The sequence below is a fragment of the Cylindrospermopsis curvispora GIHE-G1 genome, from assembly GCF_014489415.1.
Lineage (GTDB): Bacteria > Cyanobacteriota > Cyanobacteriia > Cyanobacteriales > Nostocaceae > Raphidiopsis > Raphidiopsis curvispora_A.
Genome location: NZ_CP060822.1, coordinates 2,575,548 through 2,592,593 on the forward strand (window position 1 = coordinate 2,575,548; position 17,046 = coordinate 2,592,593).

Annotated in this window: 14 protein-coding genes; 7 read left to right on the top strand and 7 right to left on the bottom strand. The window is 38.9% G+C overall.

Features of this window, described 5'->3' with window-relative positions; genetic code table 11:
- Positions 1-192: 192 nt before the first annotated feature.
- Both IAR63_RS11450 and IAR63_RS11455 read left to right on the top strand, forming a co-directional pair.
- Positions 193-1,902 carry an ABC1 kinase family protein gene (locus tag IAR63_RS11450; protein ID WP_187705364.1) on the top strand — a complete coding sequence of 570 codons (1,710 nt, stop codon included), beginning with the start codon at positions 193-195 and terminating at the stop codon, positions 1,900-1,902.
- A 176-nt stretch (positions 1,903-2,078) separates the two neighbouring features.
- The gene (locus IAR63_RS11455; RefSeq protein ID WP_006277756.1) at positions 2,079-2,453 is read left to right on the top strand and encodes a hypothetical protein; all 375 of its coding nucleotides are present in this window, start codon (positions 2,079-2,081) and stop codon (positions 2,451-2,453) included.
- 215 nt (positions 2,454-2,668) lie between these two features.
- Here IAR63_RS11455 and IAR63_RS11460 read toward each other — a convergent pair whose 3' ends face one another.
- Positions 2,669-3,868 carry an IS4 family transposase gene (locus IAR63_RS11460; protein WP_187705365.1) on the bottom strand — a complete coding sequence of 400 codons (1,200 nt, stop codon included), beginning with the start codon at positions 3,866-3,868 and terminating at the stop codon, positions 2,669-2,671.
- Between the two features lie 116 nt (positions 3,869-3,984).
- On the opposite strand from IAR63_RS11460, the gene gloB reads away from it, so the two are divergent.
- Entirely contained in the window at positions 3,985-4,758 is a 774-nt protein-coding gene (gene gloB / locus IAR63_RS11465) for a hydroxyacylglutathione hydrolase (protein ID WP_187705366.1), read from the top strand.
- On the opposite strand, the gene menD is transcribed toward gloB, so the two are convergent.
- A complete protein-coding gene (menD, locus tag IAR63_RS11470) occupies positions 4,755-6,497 on the bottom strand; it encodes a 2-succinyl-5-enolpyruvyl-6-hydroxy-3-cyclohexene-1-carboxylic-acid synthase (protein WP_187705367.1) in 1,743 nt (580 codons plus the stop codon). The genes gloB and menD overlap by 4 nt on opposite strands.
- A 29-nt stretch (positions 6,498-6,526) precedes the next feature.
- On the opposite strand from menD, the gene folB reads away from it, so the two are divergent.
- Together folB and IAR63_RS11480 are read left to right on the top strand one after the other, a co-directional pair.
- Entirely contained in the window at positions 6,527-6,901 is a 375-nt protein-coding gene (folB, locus tag IAR63_RS11475) for a dihydroneopterin aldolase (protein WP_057177857.1), read from the top strand.
- Complete coding sequence (locus IAR63_RS11480) at positions 6,902-7,339, top strand: DUF29 domain-containing protein (RefSeq protein ID WP_006277760.1); 438 nt, start codon at positions 6,902-6,904, stop codon at positions 7,337-7,339. It begins immediately after the preceding gene.
- Positions 7,340-7,472: 133 nt separating this feature from the next.
- Here IAR63_RS11480 and leuS read toward each other — a convergent pair whose 3' ends face one another.
- Both leuS and IAR63_RS11490 read right to left on the bottom strand, forming a co-directional pair.
- Positions 7,473-10,055, bottom strand: coding sequence for a leucine--tRNA ligase (leuS, locus tag IAR63_RS11485; RefSeq protein WP_187705368.1), 2,583 nt, complete (start codon positions 10,053-10,055; stop codon positions 7,473-7,475).
- A gap of 208 nt (positions 10,056-10,263) precedes the next feature.
- Positions 10,264-11,394: a TRAP transporter substrate-binding protein gene (locus IAR63_RS11490; RefSeq protein ID WP_057177872.1), complete on the bottom strand. Its 1,131-nt coding sequence runs from the start codon at positions 11,392-11,394 to the stop codon at positions 10,264-10,266.
- 194 nt (positions 11,395-11,588) lie between these two features.
- On the opposite strand from IAR63_RS11490, the gene IAR63_RS11495 reads away from it, so the two are divergent.
- Together IAR63_RS11495 and IAR63_RS11500 are read left to right on the top strand one after the other, a co-directional pair.
- Positions 11,589-12,227: a TRAP transporter small permease subunit gene (locus IAR63_RS11495; protein ID WP_235678252.1), complete on the top strand. Its 639-nt coding sequence runs from the start codon at positions 11,589-11,591 to the stop codon at positions 12,225-12,227.
- 47 nt (positions 12,228-12,274) lie between these two features.
- Positions 12,275-13,609: a TRAP transporter large permease gene (locus IAR63_RS11500; protein WP_187705369.1), complete on the top strand. Its 1,335-nt coding sequence runs from the start codon at positions 12,275-12,277 to the stop codon at positions 13,607-13,609.
- A 195-nt stretch (positions 13,610-13,804) separates the two neighbouring features.
- Here the strand turns inward: IAR63_RS11500 and IAR63_RS11505 are convergent, their stop codons facing one another.
- From IAR63_RS11505 to IAR63_RS11515, 3 genes are all read right to left on the bottom strand, one after another.
- Positions 13,805-15,061, bottom strand: coding sequence for a glycosyltransferase family 4 protein (locus tag IAR63_RS11505; protein ID WP_187705370.1), 1,257 nt, complete (start codon positions 15,059-15,061; stop codon positions 13,805-13,807).
- Positions 15,062-15,191: 130 nt separating this feature from the next.
- Positions 15,192-16,445, bottom strand: coding sequence for a glycosyltransferase family 2 protein (locus IAR63_RS11510; protein ID WP_187705371.1), 1,254 nt, complete (start codon positions 16,443-16,445; stop codon positions 15,192-15,194).
- Between the two features lie 89 nt (positions 16,446-16,534).
- Positions 16,535-17,044 carry a DUF2141 domain-containing protein gene (locus IAR63_RS11515; RefSeq protein ID WP_187707449.1) on the bottom strand — a complete coding sequence of 170 codons (510 nt, stop codon included), beginning with the start codon at positions 17,042-17,044 and terminating at the stop codon, positions 16,535-16,537.
- Positions 17,045-17,046: the final 2 nt, after the last annotated feature.

The following is a 17,046-nucleotide window of genomic DNA, read 5'->3' on the forward strand; positions in this document are numbered from 1 at the left end:
TTATAAAGTATAATTAACAAAAAGATAAACTAACCTAGGTAATAAAAACCGCCCTATGATGGCTAATATTGCCTGGAAATGGGTGATTGGCAATTATTTTATGGGATATCTAAATCCCATGAAAGGGGGCAATATACCCACGTAAACAGTTAGTAAATAAAAGCTCAAATTCCCAGTTGTAGAGGCAAAGACGTGGGTCATTACCAACCTGCTCAATTAAAGCAGTACAATCCAGAAGCGATCGCAAGTTACTATCGTTACCGTCCCTGGTTAGCTTTAGTAAGACTGCTGAGAATCCTGTTTTCTTTTGCGGTCTTTATATTCAGCCTTAAGTGGGATGAATGGCGAAATCAGGTTGAGCAAAATAGGGGAAAAAGAGCCACCCAGTTGCGAAAACTGTTAACCAACTTAGGTCCAACATTTATCAAAGTTGGTCAAGCTCTATCCACTCGACCAGATTTAATCCGTAAGGACTTTTTGGAGGAACTGGTAAAACTGCAAGACCAGTTACCACCGTTTGATCACGATATAGCCCTAAGTATTATAGAAACTGATCTCAATAGGTCCATTGATGAGATATTTACCAAACTATCACCCCAACCAGTAGCAGCAGCTAGTTTGGGCCAGGTATATAGGGGAACTTTAGTAACAGGTGAAGAAATCGCTGTAAAGGTACAACGCCCTAACCTGAGACCAATCATTACAAAAGACCTATACTTAATGCGGTGGGCAGCTACTTGGTTAAGTCCATGGTTACCTCTCAATCTTGGTCATGACCTAACACTAATTGTCGATGAATTTGGCACCAAATTATTTGAAGAAATAGACTACATGAATGAAGGGCGTAATGCAGAGAAATTCGCCCATAATTTTCGCAACAACCCCCAAGTAAAAGTACCAGTTATTTACTGGAGTTATAGTAGTCATCGAGTTTTAACCCTGGAATGGATTAACGGTTATAAACTGACGGATACAGAAAGGATTCGTCAAGCTGGTTTAAATCCTGAAGGTATTATTCAAATTGGGGTGACTTCTGGTTTACAACAGCTATTAGAATATGGCTTTTTCCATGCAGATCCCCATCCGGGTAATTTATTTGCGGTGGATGATGGTCGCATGGCCTACATTGACTTTGGCATGATGGATCAGTTGGAGGAAACTACTAAGGAAACCTTGGTGGATGCGCTGGTGCATCTTGTGAATAAGGATTACGCCGACCTAGCTGAAGATTTTGTCAGTTTGGGTTTTTTAGCCCCCGGGACAAATATTAGTCCTATTGTTCCAGCGTTAGAAGCGGTTTTGGGGAATGCGATTGGTAAGAATGTTGGGGATTTTAACTTTAAAACTATCACTGATGAGTTTTCGGAATTAATGTATGATTACCCCTTCCGAGTTCCCGCCAAATTTGCTTTAATTATTCGTTCCCTGGTAACCCAGGAAGGGATTGCGTTGAGTCTTAACCGCAATTTTAAAATTGTGGAAGTTGGCTATCCATACATAGCACGTCGTCTACTGACTGGTGAATCACCTGCTTTAAGAAGACGGTTGTTGAACGTACTATTTAAAAATGGTAAGTTCCAATGGCAAAGGTTAGAGAATTTGATTTCCATTGCTCGTACAGATGGGGAGTTTGATGTAGTTCCCACGGCGAAAATGGGTCTACAGTATTTACTTTCTGAAGAAGGTAAATTCTTGCGTCGTCAATTGGTTTTAGCGTTGACTGAAGACGACCGTTTGCATACTGATGAGGTACAAAGATTATGGGAGTTAGTCAAAGATGATTTACCCCCCAATCGTTTATTCAACGTAGCTCTCAATATGTTGACCGAGTTCTCGCGGGAAAGTGTAGCAGCTATTTTACCCAGAGCAAGTTCTTTTCTTTCCTCTGTCATCGCTGAATAATAAGTAGGGAGGTAGGGAGGCACAATTATTTGTAGGATGAGTTAGCGGTAGCGTAACCGGTGCGGGTGTTGGGTTTCATACTTCAAACCAACCTACGTTCATCTTATATTTAATTCCACCCACCCACTTAGTCCAGTTCGTTTTTGTTGGTTAGTTTTTAAAAATCAGGAGTTTTCATGTATTACTATCCTCTCCAACCACCTTATATTTTACTACTGGTAGGTTTTCTGGCCGCATTAACTTCTGGTTTTGCTTTATCTGGTACCTTAAAGGTAATTGTACAGAAGTGGCCAGCTAATCAGATAGAACCCATTAAATCATCCGGTTCTTTAAAACAATTGTTATTGCCATTTATAGGAATTACAGGGGGCGTTTGTTTATTTATGTCTTCTGGATTGGAAATATTTGGTTTTCCCTCCCCCCTCGCTTTGGGTATAGGTCTACCATTGAGTCTGGCAACTTGTTTGTTTGTCTGGTTCCAACTGGGTAGTTTACTAGAGTTTGTTAGTAATCGTGGGATGCAATCTCTTGATTTAGATTCTTGGTCTTGAAGGTAAGTAGGGAGGCACAATTATTTGTAGGATGGCTTAGTGGTAGGGTAACCCGTGGGGGCGTTGGGTTTCGTTCCTCAACCCAACCTACCTTCATCTTATGTTTAATTCCACTCACCGACTTACTCAAGAATCTTTGTTAAATCTCTCTTCTTAAAGTAGAGAGATTTGATAATTTTTATTTATATAAATGAGCTTACCGGGTGACAAAGTGGTCAAACAGCTTGTTTCATAAGGGATAGAGCCTGAAAGCCACGCTTGAAAAAGCGGCGTTTATGAGGTTTAAGACTAATTAAGCTTAGAGCTAAATCAGCCCATAGTTCCATGCCATAAATCCATAATTGTCCGTAAACAGCAAAGCTAAAATCACTCTGACGTGGGTAATTGTCCTGATGTTGTTGAATCCGTCCGGCATAAGTCTCTATCCCTAATTTTTTCATCCGTTGACCGTACATAGTGGCTAAACTATAAGCAATCACAATTAATAAAACTAAGGCTAAAAAACGAGTTTCATTTACTTTAGTATCCTCTAGATTATAACCACCTGTTTTACAATCTTTGAAAAATTGTTCAATTCCCCATCGACATCTATAGAGGCATAAAGTTTGTTTGAGATTTGGTAGATTCGTTAAGATATACCAAGGTTCTTTTGGTCCTTTATGACGATATTTTCTCTTCCAATAAACAGCGATATTAAATAACCCTAATTCATCTCCTTTACCACATTTAACTCCCTGATAAAACTTTGACATCCCCGGCTTAAATCCTTGGTTTTTAAGAACTTGATATTCAAGTCCTATTTCTTCTTGAAAATGAAGGTCTTTTTTCTGACGTAAAGCAAAGTAAACTCCTTGCTCATCAAGCCACTTAGCCAGTTTTGCACTATGAAATTCTCTATCTGCCAACACCACAATTCGACATTTTTTCAACAACTTTATTGCTGTCTTTATCAATCTTTTTTGGGTTGATAAGTTACTATTTCCTACATGATTTAATGTTTCCCAATATAGTGGTAAGGCATGAGTACCCCATACCAATGTCACCATAAATATATTCCGTCCTTTCCACTGTGTTCTATCCAGTGCTACCATCCAGTAACCATATTTTTGATATTGTTTTTTATGAAAAAAGCGGCGCTGTTCTCGATTCAATTGTTGTGGTGTTAACGATTGTCTAATCCAATATTTTATCAAGGGAAACCATAATAATTTTACGCAGAGTTTATTTATTCCTAAAAATCTTTGTAAATTACGTTTCCTGCTTTCATATTTAATTGGTTGGGGAAACAAACTCGCCAATTTTGACAGTTTTACTTGGCGATAAGCTTGTATCAATAATAACAATATCTCCAGTGTCAAATACTGCTGTTCACTCAAATGCTTTCGGAAAATTTTGTGATATGATTGTGGTAACATTTTGTTGTTTTGGGGCTCCCTTGCCCCTATTTTTTTACCCCCTTATTTTCTCAAATTATTGCCACATCTCATCTTCAACGCCCTTGTCACCCGGTAAGATAAATGAGGTAAAAATAATGCAAATCATTCAATTATCAGCACTGTCTGATAACTATATATTTCTCCTCTACGATTCATATCATAATATTGCTGCTGTTGTCGATCCCGCCCAACCAGAACCGGTTATGGAAAAACTTACAGAATTACAGTGCAATTTGGTCGCTATTTTTAATACCCATCATCATCATGACCATGTGGGAGGTAATCAGAAATTAATTGAAAAATTTCCCCAGGTGACCATATATGGTGGTATTCAAGACCGAGGAAGAATTCCTGGACAGCAGGTGTTTCTACAAGCAAATGATATTGTTAAATTTGGCGATCGCCAGGCAATAGTATTATTTATACCTGGTCATACTCGTGCTCATATTGCCTATTATTTCCCCCCTGTCACACCCGGTGACACAGGAGAGTTATTTTGTGGTGACACTCTTTTTGCTGGTGGTTGTGGTCGTCTATTTGAAGGTACACCAGCACAAATGGTGGAGTCTTTGACTCAACTGAGAGCTTTACCTGATAACACCCGGGTTTGGTGCGCCCATGAGTACACCTGGAATAACCTACGCTTTGCGCTAACAGTAGATAGTGAAAACCAAGAATTACAAAAACGTTTTACAGAAGTAACAGCTCTTCGTCAACTTCAACAACCTACAGTTCCCTCTCTCCTGGGTACAGAAAAATTAACAAATCCCTTTTTACGTTGGGATCAACCCTCATTACAATTAGCAGTCAAAAGTAGTGACCCCATACAAACCTTTGCCAAAATTCGGGGAATGAAAGATAAATACTAAAGCAAGGACATTTTTCCTAAACACTGCTTTCTCCATTGAGCATCCCTTTTTCTGTTGGTGGGAATTTCTAAAACCCTAATTCCCTGACTGGGCAAAATTCTCAATCTTTCTTCTAACTGATGCCAAGAACTAATTAGCTCATAGTCCACACCATAGGTAACACATAGATCAGCAAAGTTAATATTTTGGGGGGTGGCAAAAAAATCTTCAAAGGGCGGATCAAAATTGGCAATAGGCAACATTTCAAAAATACCACCACCATTATTATTGATTAACACAATGGTCAGATGTCCCAGGAACTTATTTCTGAGCAAAAAACCATTGGTGTCATGTAATAGAGCTAGGTCTCCTGTGAGCATTACACCACCAAGACTTGTGTGATGTTGATGGACTATTCCCAAAGCGGTGGAAAGACTACCGTCAATACCATTAGCACCTCGATTAAAGTAGGGTTTGATTCTTAAACTATTGGGTTTCCAAAAGAATTCTACATCCCTTACTGGCATACTATTAGCAATAAATAATGGAGTGTTTTCTGGGAGTAGCTGAGAAATTAACCAAGCAGCTTTACTTTCGGTTAACTCTTCAGTTTTTAAAAACATATCATCAATATTTTTTCTCACTGCTGCTTCCATGGCACACCATTGTTGTAAATACTCTTGTAAACATAAACTCGCCATGCTATCCCACACTCCTTCTCCCCCAAAGTCTAAATCCTCTACAGATATTTTCAGGTGTACCGTTTTTCCATGCAGGGGGTCTATATTTTCAAAAGAATTATCAATGACAAAACGCTGAGCATTGACCTCCACTAACCAATGGCGTAATTCTTTGCTAGTGGGCATTTCCCCAATTTGAATTATTATTTGTGGAGTTAATTCCTGACGCAGTTGTGGATTACGTAAAATCAGATCGTATGTGGAAATTAAATAAGGACATAAATCCGCATAATTCCTCACCGGAGAAAGTCCTTCTGCGAGAACTGGCCATTGTAAGGTTTGAGAAAGACAAGAAATAGCCTGACAATATTTTTCCGGGTCTTGAGGTTGTGCTACCCCTGCAATAATAATACCCCGTTCATATTTTTTCCATTCTAAGGTTAATGGATAATTGACAGTTGGTAAGGGGGTGGGAATGATTCCCCTGAAAAATTCTTCCGTGTCCAATATAAAATCAGTTCCATCAGCAACTGGTGCAAGAGGATCACGAAAGGGTATATTCAAGTGTACAACTCCTCCCCTAGGAAACTGACAACGTTTCCAAGCATGAATTATGGTTTGTCGCAAATAACTTAACATCTGTATTTCAGCAAGGGGAGTTGCTAACTCCGTTTGCCAATTGGGATAATTACCGTATAATTTCACCTGGTCAATAGTTTGTCCAGAATGACAATCTCGTAATTCTGGTGGTCTATCAGTGGTTAGGATTAACAGGGGTACATGACTTTCCTTAGCTTCGATTACTGCAGGGTAAAAATTTGCCCCCGCTGTTCCAGAAGTACACACTAGCACTACGGGTTTTCCCGTAGCTTTCGCCCTTCCCAGGGCAAAAAAAGCCCCTGAACGTTCGTCCAGAATTGGTATAGGTTCAATATCTGATCCTTCTTGACAAAATGCCAAAGTTAAGGGAGTGGAACGGGAACCAGGACATAAAATGGCAAAATCCAACCCCAAATGCTTTAGGGTGGAGACTACCACATAGGACCACAACTGATTGACATTTTTAAAAACCAAGTGCATTAAAGGAATTCTAGAACCGGAAGATTTTTATGGACTGTATTAATTTAACAGGTATTCGCAGTTATGGCTATATTGGGTACTTACCAGAAGAAAAGATTTTAGGACAATGGTTTGAGGTGGATTTAAAATTGTGGATGGATCTTTCCCAAGCTGCGGTTACTGATAATATACATCATACTGTGGACTACCGCAGTGTGATTGATTTGGTACAAAATTTGGTAAAAGCGTCTAGTTTTGATTTGTTGGAGCGTTTAGCGGGAGCTATTGCTCATGAGATTCTTGAGTACAATGATATGATTAGTCAGGTGCAAGTTACGGTTATTAAACCTACAGCACCTATTCCTGACTTTAGTGGTAGAATCAGCGTACAAATTACTAAGTGTAAGGACGAAAAAGGATTATAAATGACTATTCAAACCCTCTATGAAAAAGACTTTCATCTTTGGATAGAACAAACTATCAATTCCCTTCAAAATGGAGACCTAACCAACCTAGACCGAGAAAACTTAATCGAAGAAATCAAATCCATGGGGAATAGTGAAAAACGGGAAACGTTCAGTCGTTTGAAAATATTAGTCCTGCACCTATTAAAGTGGAAATATCAGCCCCAAAAAAGAACTTCTAGCTGGTTGAATACTATTGATGAACAAAGAGAACAATTGGAATTAATTCTGAAAGATAGTCCCAGTTTAAAACCTTACTTGCAAACAATTTTGTCCGATTGTTATCAAAAAGCTGTTCGGGCCACTGTTAATGAAACTAATCTTTCCCATAACACTTTTCCCTGTGAATGTCCCTTTACCCCAGAACAAATCCTAGATGCTGACTATTTTCCCAATTAAGTAGGGAGGCACAATTATTTGTAGGATGGGTTAGTGGTGGCTTAACCCATGCAGGTGTTGGGTTTCATACTTCAACCCAACCTACGTTCATATTATGTTTAATTCCACCCACCCAATTAAAAGGTGACCCCAGCTATTCCTTCTGGTCTAGGACAAAATTCACCAGCTTACCGGGAACAACAATGACCTTTTTGACTTCTTTCCCCTCAATATAACGTTTTGCCACCTCTGATTCCCGCGCATATTTTTCCAAGGCCATTTTATCTATTTGGGAAGGAACTTGAATTGCACCACGGGTTTTCCCCATAATTTGAATTACTAGGGTAATTTCATCAGCTATCAAAGCTGCTGGGTCAAAACTTGGCCAACCTTGCTGATGTACTGAACCCTTATTCCCCAGTGAACTCCATAACTCATCAGCAATATGGGGTGCAAAAGGAGCTAACATAATCACTAAATTTTTAATCCCTTCTGCATAAATTGGTGAATTATGACATTTTCCATCAGTGAGAGCATTGCTCAATTTCATGAGTTCTGAAATTGCTGTGTTAAACTGATATTCGTCTTCTACATCTTCCGTAATTGCTTTAATAGCTAAGTGAGTTGTCCTTCTTAAATCTTTCTCTTCCTTTGTCAATTTCTCTAAATCAACTTTTTTTCCACAGACTCCCATATTGGCATAATCATTCACCAATCTCCAAACACGATTTAAAAATCGAAATTGTCCTTCAACATCAGCTTCATCCCATTCCAAATCTTTCTCAGGTGGTGCTTTGAATAAAATAAACATCCGCGCTGTGTCAACACCATACTTAGAAATTACGTCTTCTGGTGCTACCCCATTACCTTTTGATTTAGACATGGTTGCATAAACACGTTGTAAAGGTTCCCTTGTTTGAGGATCCACAGGATGATTAGCATCAACTAAATGGGAAGGAACCCATTTGTCTTTACCACTTTTGTTGGGGTTCATATATGTTAAACCCTGTACCATTCCCTGGGTTAATAACCTTTGAAATGGTTCATCAAAATTCAATAAACCCCTATCTCTTAACACCTTGGTGAAGAAACGAGAATACAACAAATGCAAAATGGCATGCTCAATACCACCCACATATTGATCCACTGGCATCCAATCATTTACCCGACTGCTATCAAAAATTTGTTGGGCATTTTTGGCATCAGTATAACGTAAGAAATACCAAGAAGAATCGATAAAAGTATCCATAGTGTCCGTCTCTCTTTTGGCTGGAGTACCACAATTAGGACAGGGTACATTCAACCAACTTTCTAACTGAGCTAAGGGCGATCCACCACGACCGGTAAATTCCACTTCTTCTGGTAATTCTACGGGTAAATCCGCTTCTGGTACTGGAACCATACCACATTCAGGACAATGAATCACTGGAATAGGCGCACCCCAATAACGTTGACGAGAAATTAACCAATCTCGTAGGCGATATTGAACTTTCTGGCTACCAAAACCCTGCTCTTGAGCATATTCAATAATTGCCTTTTTGCCGTCTGCTGAATTCATGCCATTAAACTGACCGGAGTTAACTAAAACTCCCCCTTCTGTATAGGCTTTAGTTAGGGTTTCCTGATTACCAATTTCTGGTACAATTACTACCTTAATCTCTAAATTTTGCTCCCGGGCAAATTTGAAATCCCGTGCATCATGAGCAGGTACACCCATCACCGCACCAGTCCCATACTCATAAAGTACGTAGTCGGCAATCCAGATGGGTACTTCCTGTTGGGTGAAAGGGTTGATAGCCTTCCCACCAGTAGGAATACCCCGCTTAGGTTTGTCCTCTGCAGTCCTTTCTAACTCACTTTGACTACTTACTTCTGCAATAAACGCTTCCACCGCTGCTTTTTGTTCCGCATTGGTTACCATTTTAGTTAAGGGGTGCTCGGGAGCTAATACAATATAACTCACTCCATAAACCGTATCGGGACGAGTGGTATAAACACCAATTTTTTCCCTTAACCCCACAATAGGAAATTCTAAATATGCACCTGTAGATTTGCCAATCCAGTTGGCCTGCATTATCTTTACCCGTTCGGGCCAACCGGGTAAATGTTCTAGATCATTTAATAGTTCCTCCGCATAGGCTGTAATTTTGAGAAACCATTGACGCAACATCTTACGTTCTACGATCGCACCACTACGCCAAGATCTTCCTTCAGCATCTACTTGTTCATTAGCTAATACAGTTTGGTCTATAGGATCCCAATTAACAGCCGCCTCTTTTTGATAGGCTAAACCAGCTGCTAAAAATTGCAGAAAAATCCATTGTGTCCAGCGATAATAATCGGATGAGCAAGTAGCAACTTCAGCTTCCCAGTCTAAGGATAAACCCAGACGTTTCAATTGTTGTCTCATCTGGTCAATATTTTGGTATGTCCACTTCGCTGGAGGAACACCCCTATCAATAGCTGCATTTTCTGCTGGCAATCCAAAGGCATCCCAACCCATTGGATGTAATACACGATACCCTTGCATTCTTTTCAGGCGAGCGATCACATCTGTAATCGTGTAGTTACGCACATGACCCATGTGCAAGCTACCTGAAGGGTAGGGGAACATAGAAAGGGCGTAGAATTTTGGTTGGTTTTTGTCTTGAGGTGTTTTATCCAAACCTAGTTCTGACCATAACTGTTGCCATTTTTCTTCAATTGCTGCTGGGTCGTATAATGTTTTGGACTCCACAAATAAAACTCCTAATGTTTTTTTTTCGCTATTGTGGCATAATCCAGACTTGTGCAATTTTACAGCTAATCAAAAGGATTAAAATTGATTAACCATCCCATCGGTCAATTCTGGTAAGCCAGAAAGCACGATTGTATCATAGCTTCCGGCAAAGCTACCCAAAGATGAAAGAAAATATCGTGCATATCTTAACACTAATTACTGTTGATTAGCTTTTAAGCTTACTATAAACATAACGACTAAAACTGCCCTCATTTAAATTGTTCCAAGCATAAACTCGATCCCTAAAAGGCTTCCACTCGTCATAAATGGCCTTGAAATCCGCATCTTTGGCAGCAAATTCATCATACAGGGCAAAAGATTCTTTTTCCGCAACTGCTAAAATCTCCTGACTGTAAGCACGAACCTCCGTACCACCCTTTAACAATCTTTCTAGTGCTTGATTATTTTTGGCATCGTAACGAGCCAACATTGTTAGGTTGGATTGATATGCTGCGGTTTCTAAAGCTGCTTGATATTGAGGTGGTAATTTCTTCCACTCATCTAAATTAATTTGCACTTCTAAAGTTGGACCTGGTTCCCACCAACCGGGATAATAGTAATACTTAGCAACTTTATTTAAACCCAACTTCTCGTCGTCGTAGGGTCCTACCCACTCAGCAGCATCAATAGCACCAGTTTGTAATGCCTGAAATATCTCCCCCCCAGGAACATTTTGTACTGTCACCCCCAGTTTAGCCATTACCTGTCCACCTAAACCAGGAATACGCATTTTCAATCCTTTTAGATCATTAATGGTTTTGATTTCTCGGCGAAACCACCCCCCCATCTGTGTACCTGTGTTACCAGCAGGAAATTGAATGACATTGAATTTACGGGCGTAAAGCTCTTGTAATTTAGCTAGACCGCCACCTTCGTATAACCAGGCATTTTGCTGTTGTGCATTCAATCCAAAAGGTACTGATGTACCAAAAGCTAGGGCTGGGGTTTTGCCAATATAGTAGTAGGATCCCGTATGTCCTGACTGTACCGCACCCTGGGAAACCACGTTCAACACTTCCAAACCAGGAGCTATGTCTCCAGCGGGACGAGGTTCTATGATAAATTTCCCATTAGTAAGGGCTTTTACCCTATCAGCTAAAACCTGTGCTCCACCAAAAATAATTTCTAAGGACAAAGGCCAACTGGTGGCCATTTGCCACTTTACCGTTGGTAGTTTATCTGTATTAAATCCACTTGCTTCTTGGTTTTGAGCTTTTTGACAACCTCCAACAATTGCTACCCCTGTAGCGCCAATGGCACTTTGAGATAATCTCGTAACAAGGTCTCGACGTTTCATAAATAAAACCTGACTTGGATAATTTTTGGATAATTTTTAAAAAGTATTTGCCATTGAGCTGAAAATACCACCACACTCTACCATATTGTTTAGGGAAAAAATATGAATAATTAAAAATAAGTATAAAGAAGTATAACGAAATTTCCATAATATCTTCTATCAGTCTTAGTTTAGTGTAGTGTGGGAAATTATTTGTGAGTGAAATCATGATGCACGAATCCAGAAAATGGCTATTTGTTAGCAGATTATTAAGGATTTCCGAGTTTATTGATAAATATACGGATAAATTGGGATGGTTTTGCAATTGGCTGGTTTTAATCACCATTGGAGTAGGTTTTTTTAACGTTGTTGCTCGCTATTTAGGACGCTTTTTAGGACTACAATTATCTTCGAACGCGCTTTTAGAACTACAATGGTATTTATTTTCTATGACGTTTTTACTTGGCTTTGCCTATATTTTACGTCATGGAGACAATGTTAGAGTAGATTTTTTGTATACTAATATGAATGAGAAGAAACGAGCATTGATTGATTTTTGGGGAACAATATTATTTTTAATTCCCTTTTGTTTAATTGGTATTTGGGTAACATTTAATCCCGTCTTACAGTCCTGGGGTAGATTAAGTGATGGTAATTGGGGAAGTTGGGAAGTTTCTTCCGATGCTAATGGTTTACCTCGTGCACCCATTAAAACAATACTTCCCTTGGGATTATTATTTCTCCTTTTACAGAGTATTTCTCAAGCCATTAAATATTTGGCCATACTCCTAGGCTATGAACAGGTATCAGAAAAAGTTCGACTGGAAACTTCAGAAAATATCAAAATTGAATAGTCAATCTTAAATAATTATTAAACTGTTAGTAATTTATCAGGTGATTTATGGGTTTTGAATGGTTATCTATTTTGATGTTTCTGGGCTTTTTTCTAATTTTAATGACTGGATACCCGGTTGCATTTTCTTTTGCGGGAACAGCAATTGTTTTTGGCATCATCGGTATGACAGTCGGAGCATTTAATCCTGCACGTTTGTTATCCTTGCCAAATATTTGGTTTGGCACCATGTCCAATTTCACCCTCCTGGCTATTCCCTTTTTTGTGTTTCTAGGTGCTATTTTAGAAAAGTCAGGTTTAGCCGAGGAATTATTAGAAACTGTAGGTATTTTATTCAGTCGTATACGAGGTGGTTTAGCCCTAGCAGTTGTCTTAGTAGGAACTATTCTAGCAGCGACTACAGGAGTTGTAGCTGCTACAGTAATTGTCATGGGAATGTTATCCTTACCGGTGATGATTCGCTATGGTTATGACAAGAAACTAGCTGCTGGAGTAATTATTGCATCGGGTACTTTAGCTCAGCTAATTCCCCCCAGTTTAGTACTCGTAATTCTCAGTGACCAAATTGGTGTGTCGGTAGGAGATTTATTTTTAGGGGCTTTAATTCCAGGTTTAATGTTATCTGGTTCTTATATTCTCTATATTCTGGCACTAGCTTTTTTTCAGCCAGACAAAGTTCCGAATATTCCTGCTAATGTGGAAATTCTTACAGGTACTAAGTTACTCAAAAAAGTCATCAAGGCTGTTATCCCCCCAATTTTATTGATTTTTGCTGTTTTAGGGAGTATTTTCTTTGGCATTGCTACGCCTACAGAAGCTGGTGCTGTTGGTGCTGTTGGTGCTTCTTTGCTGGCCGCTTTCAATAAACGGTTAACACCTCAATTAGTTCGTGATTCTGCTCACTCCACGGCAGTTATTACCGCTTTAGTGGTGATGATTTTATTTGCTTCATCCATGTTTAGTTTAGTATTTGATGCTCTGGGGGGTAAAACTTTAATTACTGAACTTCTAACCAGTTTACCTGGAGGTTATTGGGGATTTTTAATTGTCAGTAATTTGGCAATTTTTGCTCTGGGAGTCTTCCTAGAATTCATGGAAATTTGCTTTATTGCCATGCCATTATTTGTGCCTGCAGCCCAAGCTTTAAATATTGATATGGTATGGTTTGGTGTGGTCATGGCGATTAATTTACAAACCGCCTTTATTTCCCCTCCTGTAGGATTTTCTTTGTTTTATTTACAAAGTGTAGCACCTAAAGAAGTTAGCACTTTCGATATTCATAAAAGTGCCATTCCTTTTATGGTGTTACAGTTTGTGGTGTTGTTAATTGTCATTATTTTCCCCCAGACTGTACGCTGGTTAATTGATATTTCCGCTGTTTAATTTCATTTGATTTAATAGAGTGATCTAGATTTCTTACAGGAAACCCCTGATCACCCTACTACCATACCTGTACTCCCCAGCTAAGTAGGGAGGCACAATTATTTGTAGGATGGGTCGAGTAACGAGACCCGTGGTGTTGGGTTTCATACTTCAACCCAACCTACGTTGATCTTATATTTAATTCCACTCACCCACTTAGAAGAATTCCATCTCATTTACATTTACTAACTCATATAATTTATCCTCAAACTTCTGACTGCAATTTGACCAGTCAAATTGTAAAATTGAGGAACGAGCTTGGCTAGACAATTGGTTTTTGAGATCGGGATTTTGCAGGATTGTTACTATTTTGTCGGCAAAATCTTTAGGGTTATTAGGTTGTGCAAGTAGTCCATTATAACCAACAATTACTTGTTCAGCAGTAGAGGGAGCCATTACTGCTACTACTGGTGTTCCAGAAGCTAAAGCTTCGTTATTAGTGGTGCAGAAATTTTCTGTAACTGAGGGGTTAATAAAAACATCTGCTCTGGCAAACCATCCTAAAAGTTCTGTGCCATGAGATTCACCCCAAATTGTCACACCATCAGCAAATTTTTGGGCGCGATGGCGAATTTCTTGGTCTAGGGGACCGCTACCAACTATGACTAAATGCACCTGGGGAATTTTAGCTGCAATTAAGGGATAGGCTTCTAAAATTTGAGTAACATTCTTTTCTGCAGTGATACGTCCTACAAATAAAATAGTCGGTCTTTTATCATTGGGAATTGGGTCATGACAAATGTTGCGAGGATGAAATTTTTCACAGTTAATTCCCTGATAGGGGACATATTCACATCTTTGACATTGCAGTTTTTGGTACTTTGTCAGTTGCTCTCTGGAAGGAAATATGTTGAGGGTATATTGATCGCTAAATTGTCTGACTAGTAGAGGAATTATGGGACTCGTTAGTCTGAATAAAATGTCGCCTAAATAATATTTAATATAGGCAACTATATCCGTGTGAAAAACGGAGATAATAGGGGTTTTAGTACGTTTGGCATAGTCAACTCCTACCGCCCTACCATAACCTTGTAGAAAAATAGAATATAGCCCTCTCATCTGGGCTGCTTCCTCCACAACAATAATATCAGGTTGAAAGTTTTCTAAAAGTTTAGTATCGTTCCAATGACGATAATTTAAAGGTTGCGGTAGGGATTTATAAAAAATTAGTGGTTGGGTAGGAAAAGCATAGGAAGAGAAGTTAGAAAAAATTTGTAGTTCTGATAATCCTAACATGGGACGATTGCCCACTTGTTGACTATACTGCTTATTAATTTGTGGATGGATCAGAAAAACTTCATGCCCTTGTTCTAGTAACCAATGAACTCGTTGGTGTACAGCAACAGATACTCCCGTTAAAAAAGGAGCATATAAACCAGTGAATAAGGCAATGCGCAAGGGTTTCTTTTCCATGTTTAATTCCTCTGTTTGGGTAAGAAAGTTGAATTAATTAGGATTTACGCATTGACAGACCTCAGTTAATCCAGCGGATAATTAACACAATTACCCAACAAGGATACTAGAAATAAGAAAATCAATAAAATTAGAGAGACATTTTTGGATCGGTCGGTTGATCTAACCATTGATAAGGATGATATGCAACTAAGTTAATATTTCCCTTATCATTGATTTTATAAGTGATTCCACGCCAGGTTAGGGTTGATGTGGATATGGAAGATAGGATTGCTAAACCATAAAGTAACTGGGTTAAAGGAATGGCAATCAACATTTTAACAATGGTGGTTAGTGAAATTTCAGTAATTGGTTGTTGCTGCTGATAAATTATTTTTTCAACCCTCCTCTGTGTGACTAAAATCAGCAGGAGCAGTCCCAGGATATAAAGGCTATAGGATTGCAGTAAAGACAATACTTTTTCTCCTTCAGTTACTAGTAACATTCCTAGAGTTAATAAAAGTGTCAGCCCAGGAAAAACTATGCTAGAAACAGCTTCACAGATTAATGCTAACCACTTAGGGTGATAAAGTCGAGAACAAAGTATTAGACGTTGTAGAGAGGGAAGTAACTCAGATAAGTTAATTTCTTCTCGGTTGATAATTAGCGCAGAAGGAATAAATTTAATTTTCCATCCCTGTTTTTGGAGAATTTTATGCATTGGTATGTCATCACTAAGTGCTTGTCCCCATTTCTCTATCAGTTGGGTTTCTTCAATAACACTTTTTTTGATTGCTAAACTACCACCCCAAGGAATTTGAAAGAGAAACATTTGTATGACGGTAGAAATATTCCCTGTGTAACGTACTAGGGAACCCCAATATTTTCCTGTGGGTACATACCAACGGTTTCCTGTGGTTACTCCTGTTGTTCCATCCATCAGCGGAATGACCAATTCTTTTAACCAGTTACTATGAACTATGGTGTCAGCATCTACTAATGCCACTACCTGATATGATTCATCTAAATCTGAAACCCCCTGTATTAAAGCACTACATTTAAGACTACAGTTATGACGCACTGTCTTCAAAATGCTAACTTCAATATTTTTTGCCCCTGTTTCATTAATTACTTCTTGAACAATTTTAAACGCTGGATCTTCCCTACTATCTATAATTAACTTCAGGTCATACTCGGGATAGTTTTGATTCAATAGCGATCGCACGCAGTGAGGTAAAAAAGGATCAGCACCACGTAAGCATAAAATTACTGCCGTTTTTGGTAGTTCACTATCCGATGGTTGTTGGTAGGTTTCTAGATACCATAAAAATATTAGAGTTAAACCTACTTGAATGATTAACCAAACCATCAGGGACTCAGATAAAAATTTAGTCAGGTCTGACATGATTAGGTTACCACTTAGTACTGGTGATAAAAGGAAAAAAATTAGAATTCGTCATTTACCATTCCCACGTCCCCATCTAATTACTTTGCCTAGGGGTCTAAAGAATATTTCATAGTGATATCAATGGTGGTATTCTGGGTCATTTTAAAACTAGCGCGACGAAATTTTGGCATACCAGTTCGGATAGAAACTATGGGATCTCGAGAAATGCCAAATCCTTCTGTGGGAATGCCAAAAAAGTCCCTGTTCAGTTTCCTGTCCCCATTTTGATCGTCCATTACTGCTACTGCATAGGTTCCCGGTTTTAATCCAGAGAATACGGTTTTTACAGAACTACCAGTAATTTTTGTACAGCCACTTTTCACTTCACTAGAACCATTCGTAAGGAAGCCAACTTCTGAGTTATAAACTCTTAGACAAATATCACCAGTTTTGTTAAGTATTCCGTTCACTATTATGGTCAGTTCTGTGGTTGATGGGGTTGATACTGGAGGATTTATTTGCAATATTGTTCCAGGTGTTGCTCCCACTGGATGAGGAAAACTCAAACTTAATAGGGTGGTTACCAGTAAATGAGAAATTCTCAAAATCTTAGACATTG

Excerpts from the sequence above, each read along its gene's own strand:
- IAR63_RS11455 (WP_006277756.1), top strand. The coding sequence starts at position 2,079 with ATGTATTACTATCCTCTCCAACCACCTTATATTTTACTACTGGTAGGT.
- IAR63_RS11510 (WP_187705371.1), bottom strand. The coding sequence starts at position 16,445 with ATGTCAGACCTGACTAAATTTTTATCTGAGTCCCTGATGGTTTGGTTA.
- IAR63_RS11515 (WP_187707449.1), bottom strand. The coding sequence starts at position 17,044 with ATGTCTAAGATTTTGAGAATTTCTCATTTACTGGTAACCACCCTATTA.
- gloB (WP_187705366.1), top strand. The coding sequence starts at position 3,985 with ATGCAAATCATTCAATTATCAGCACTGTCTGATAACTATATATTTCTC.
- IAR63_RS11505 (WP_187705370.1), bottom strand. The coding sequence starts at position 15,061 with ATGGAAAAGAAACCCTTGCGCATTGCCTTATTCACTGGTTTATATGCT.
- menD (WP_187705367.1), bottom strand. The coding sequence starts at position 6,497 with ATGCACTTGGTTTTTAAAAATGTCAATCAGTTGTGGTCCTATGTGGTA.
- IAR63_RS11500 (WP_187705369.1), top strand. The coding sequence starts at position 12,275 with ATGGGTTTTGAATGGTTATCTATTTTGATGTTTCTGGGCTTTTTTCTA.
- folB (WP_057177857.1), top strand. The coding sequence starts at position 6,527 with ATGGACTGTATTAATTTAACAGGTATTCGCAGTTATGGCTATATTGGG.
- IAR63_RS11490 (WP_057177872.1), bottom strand. The coding sequence starts at position 11,394 with ATGAAACGTCGAGACCTTGTTACGAGATTATCTCAAAGTGCCATTGGC.
- IAR63_RS11460 (WP_187705365.1), bottom strand. The coding sequence starts at position 3,868 with ATGTTACCACAATCATATCACAAAATTTTCCGAAAGCATTTGAGTGAA.
- IAR63_RS11480 (WP_006277760.1), top strand. The coding sequence starts at position 6,902 with ATGACTATTCAAACCCTCTATGAAAAAGACTTTCATCTTTGGATAGAA.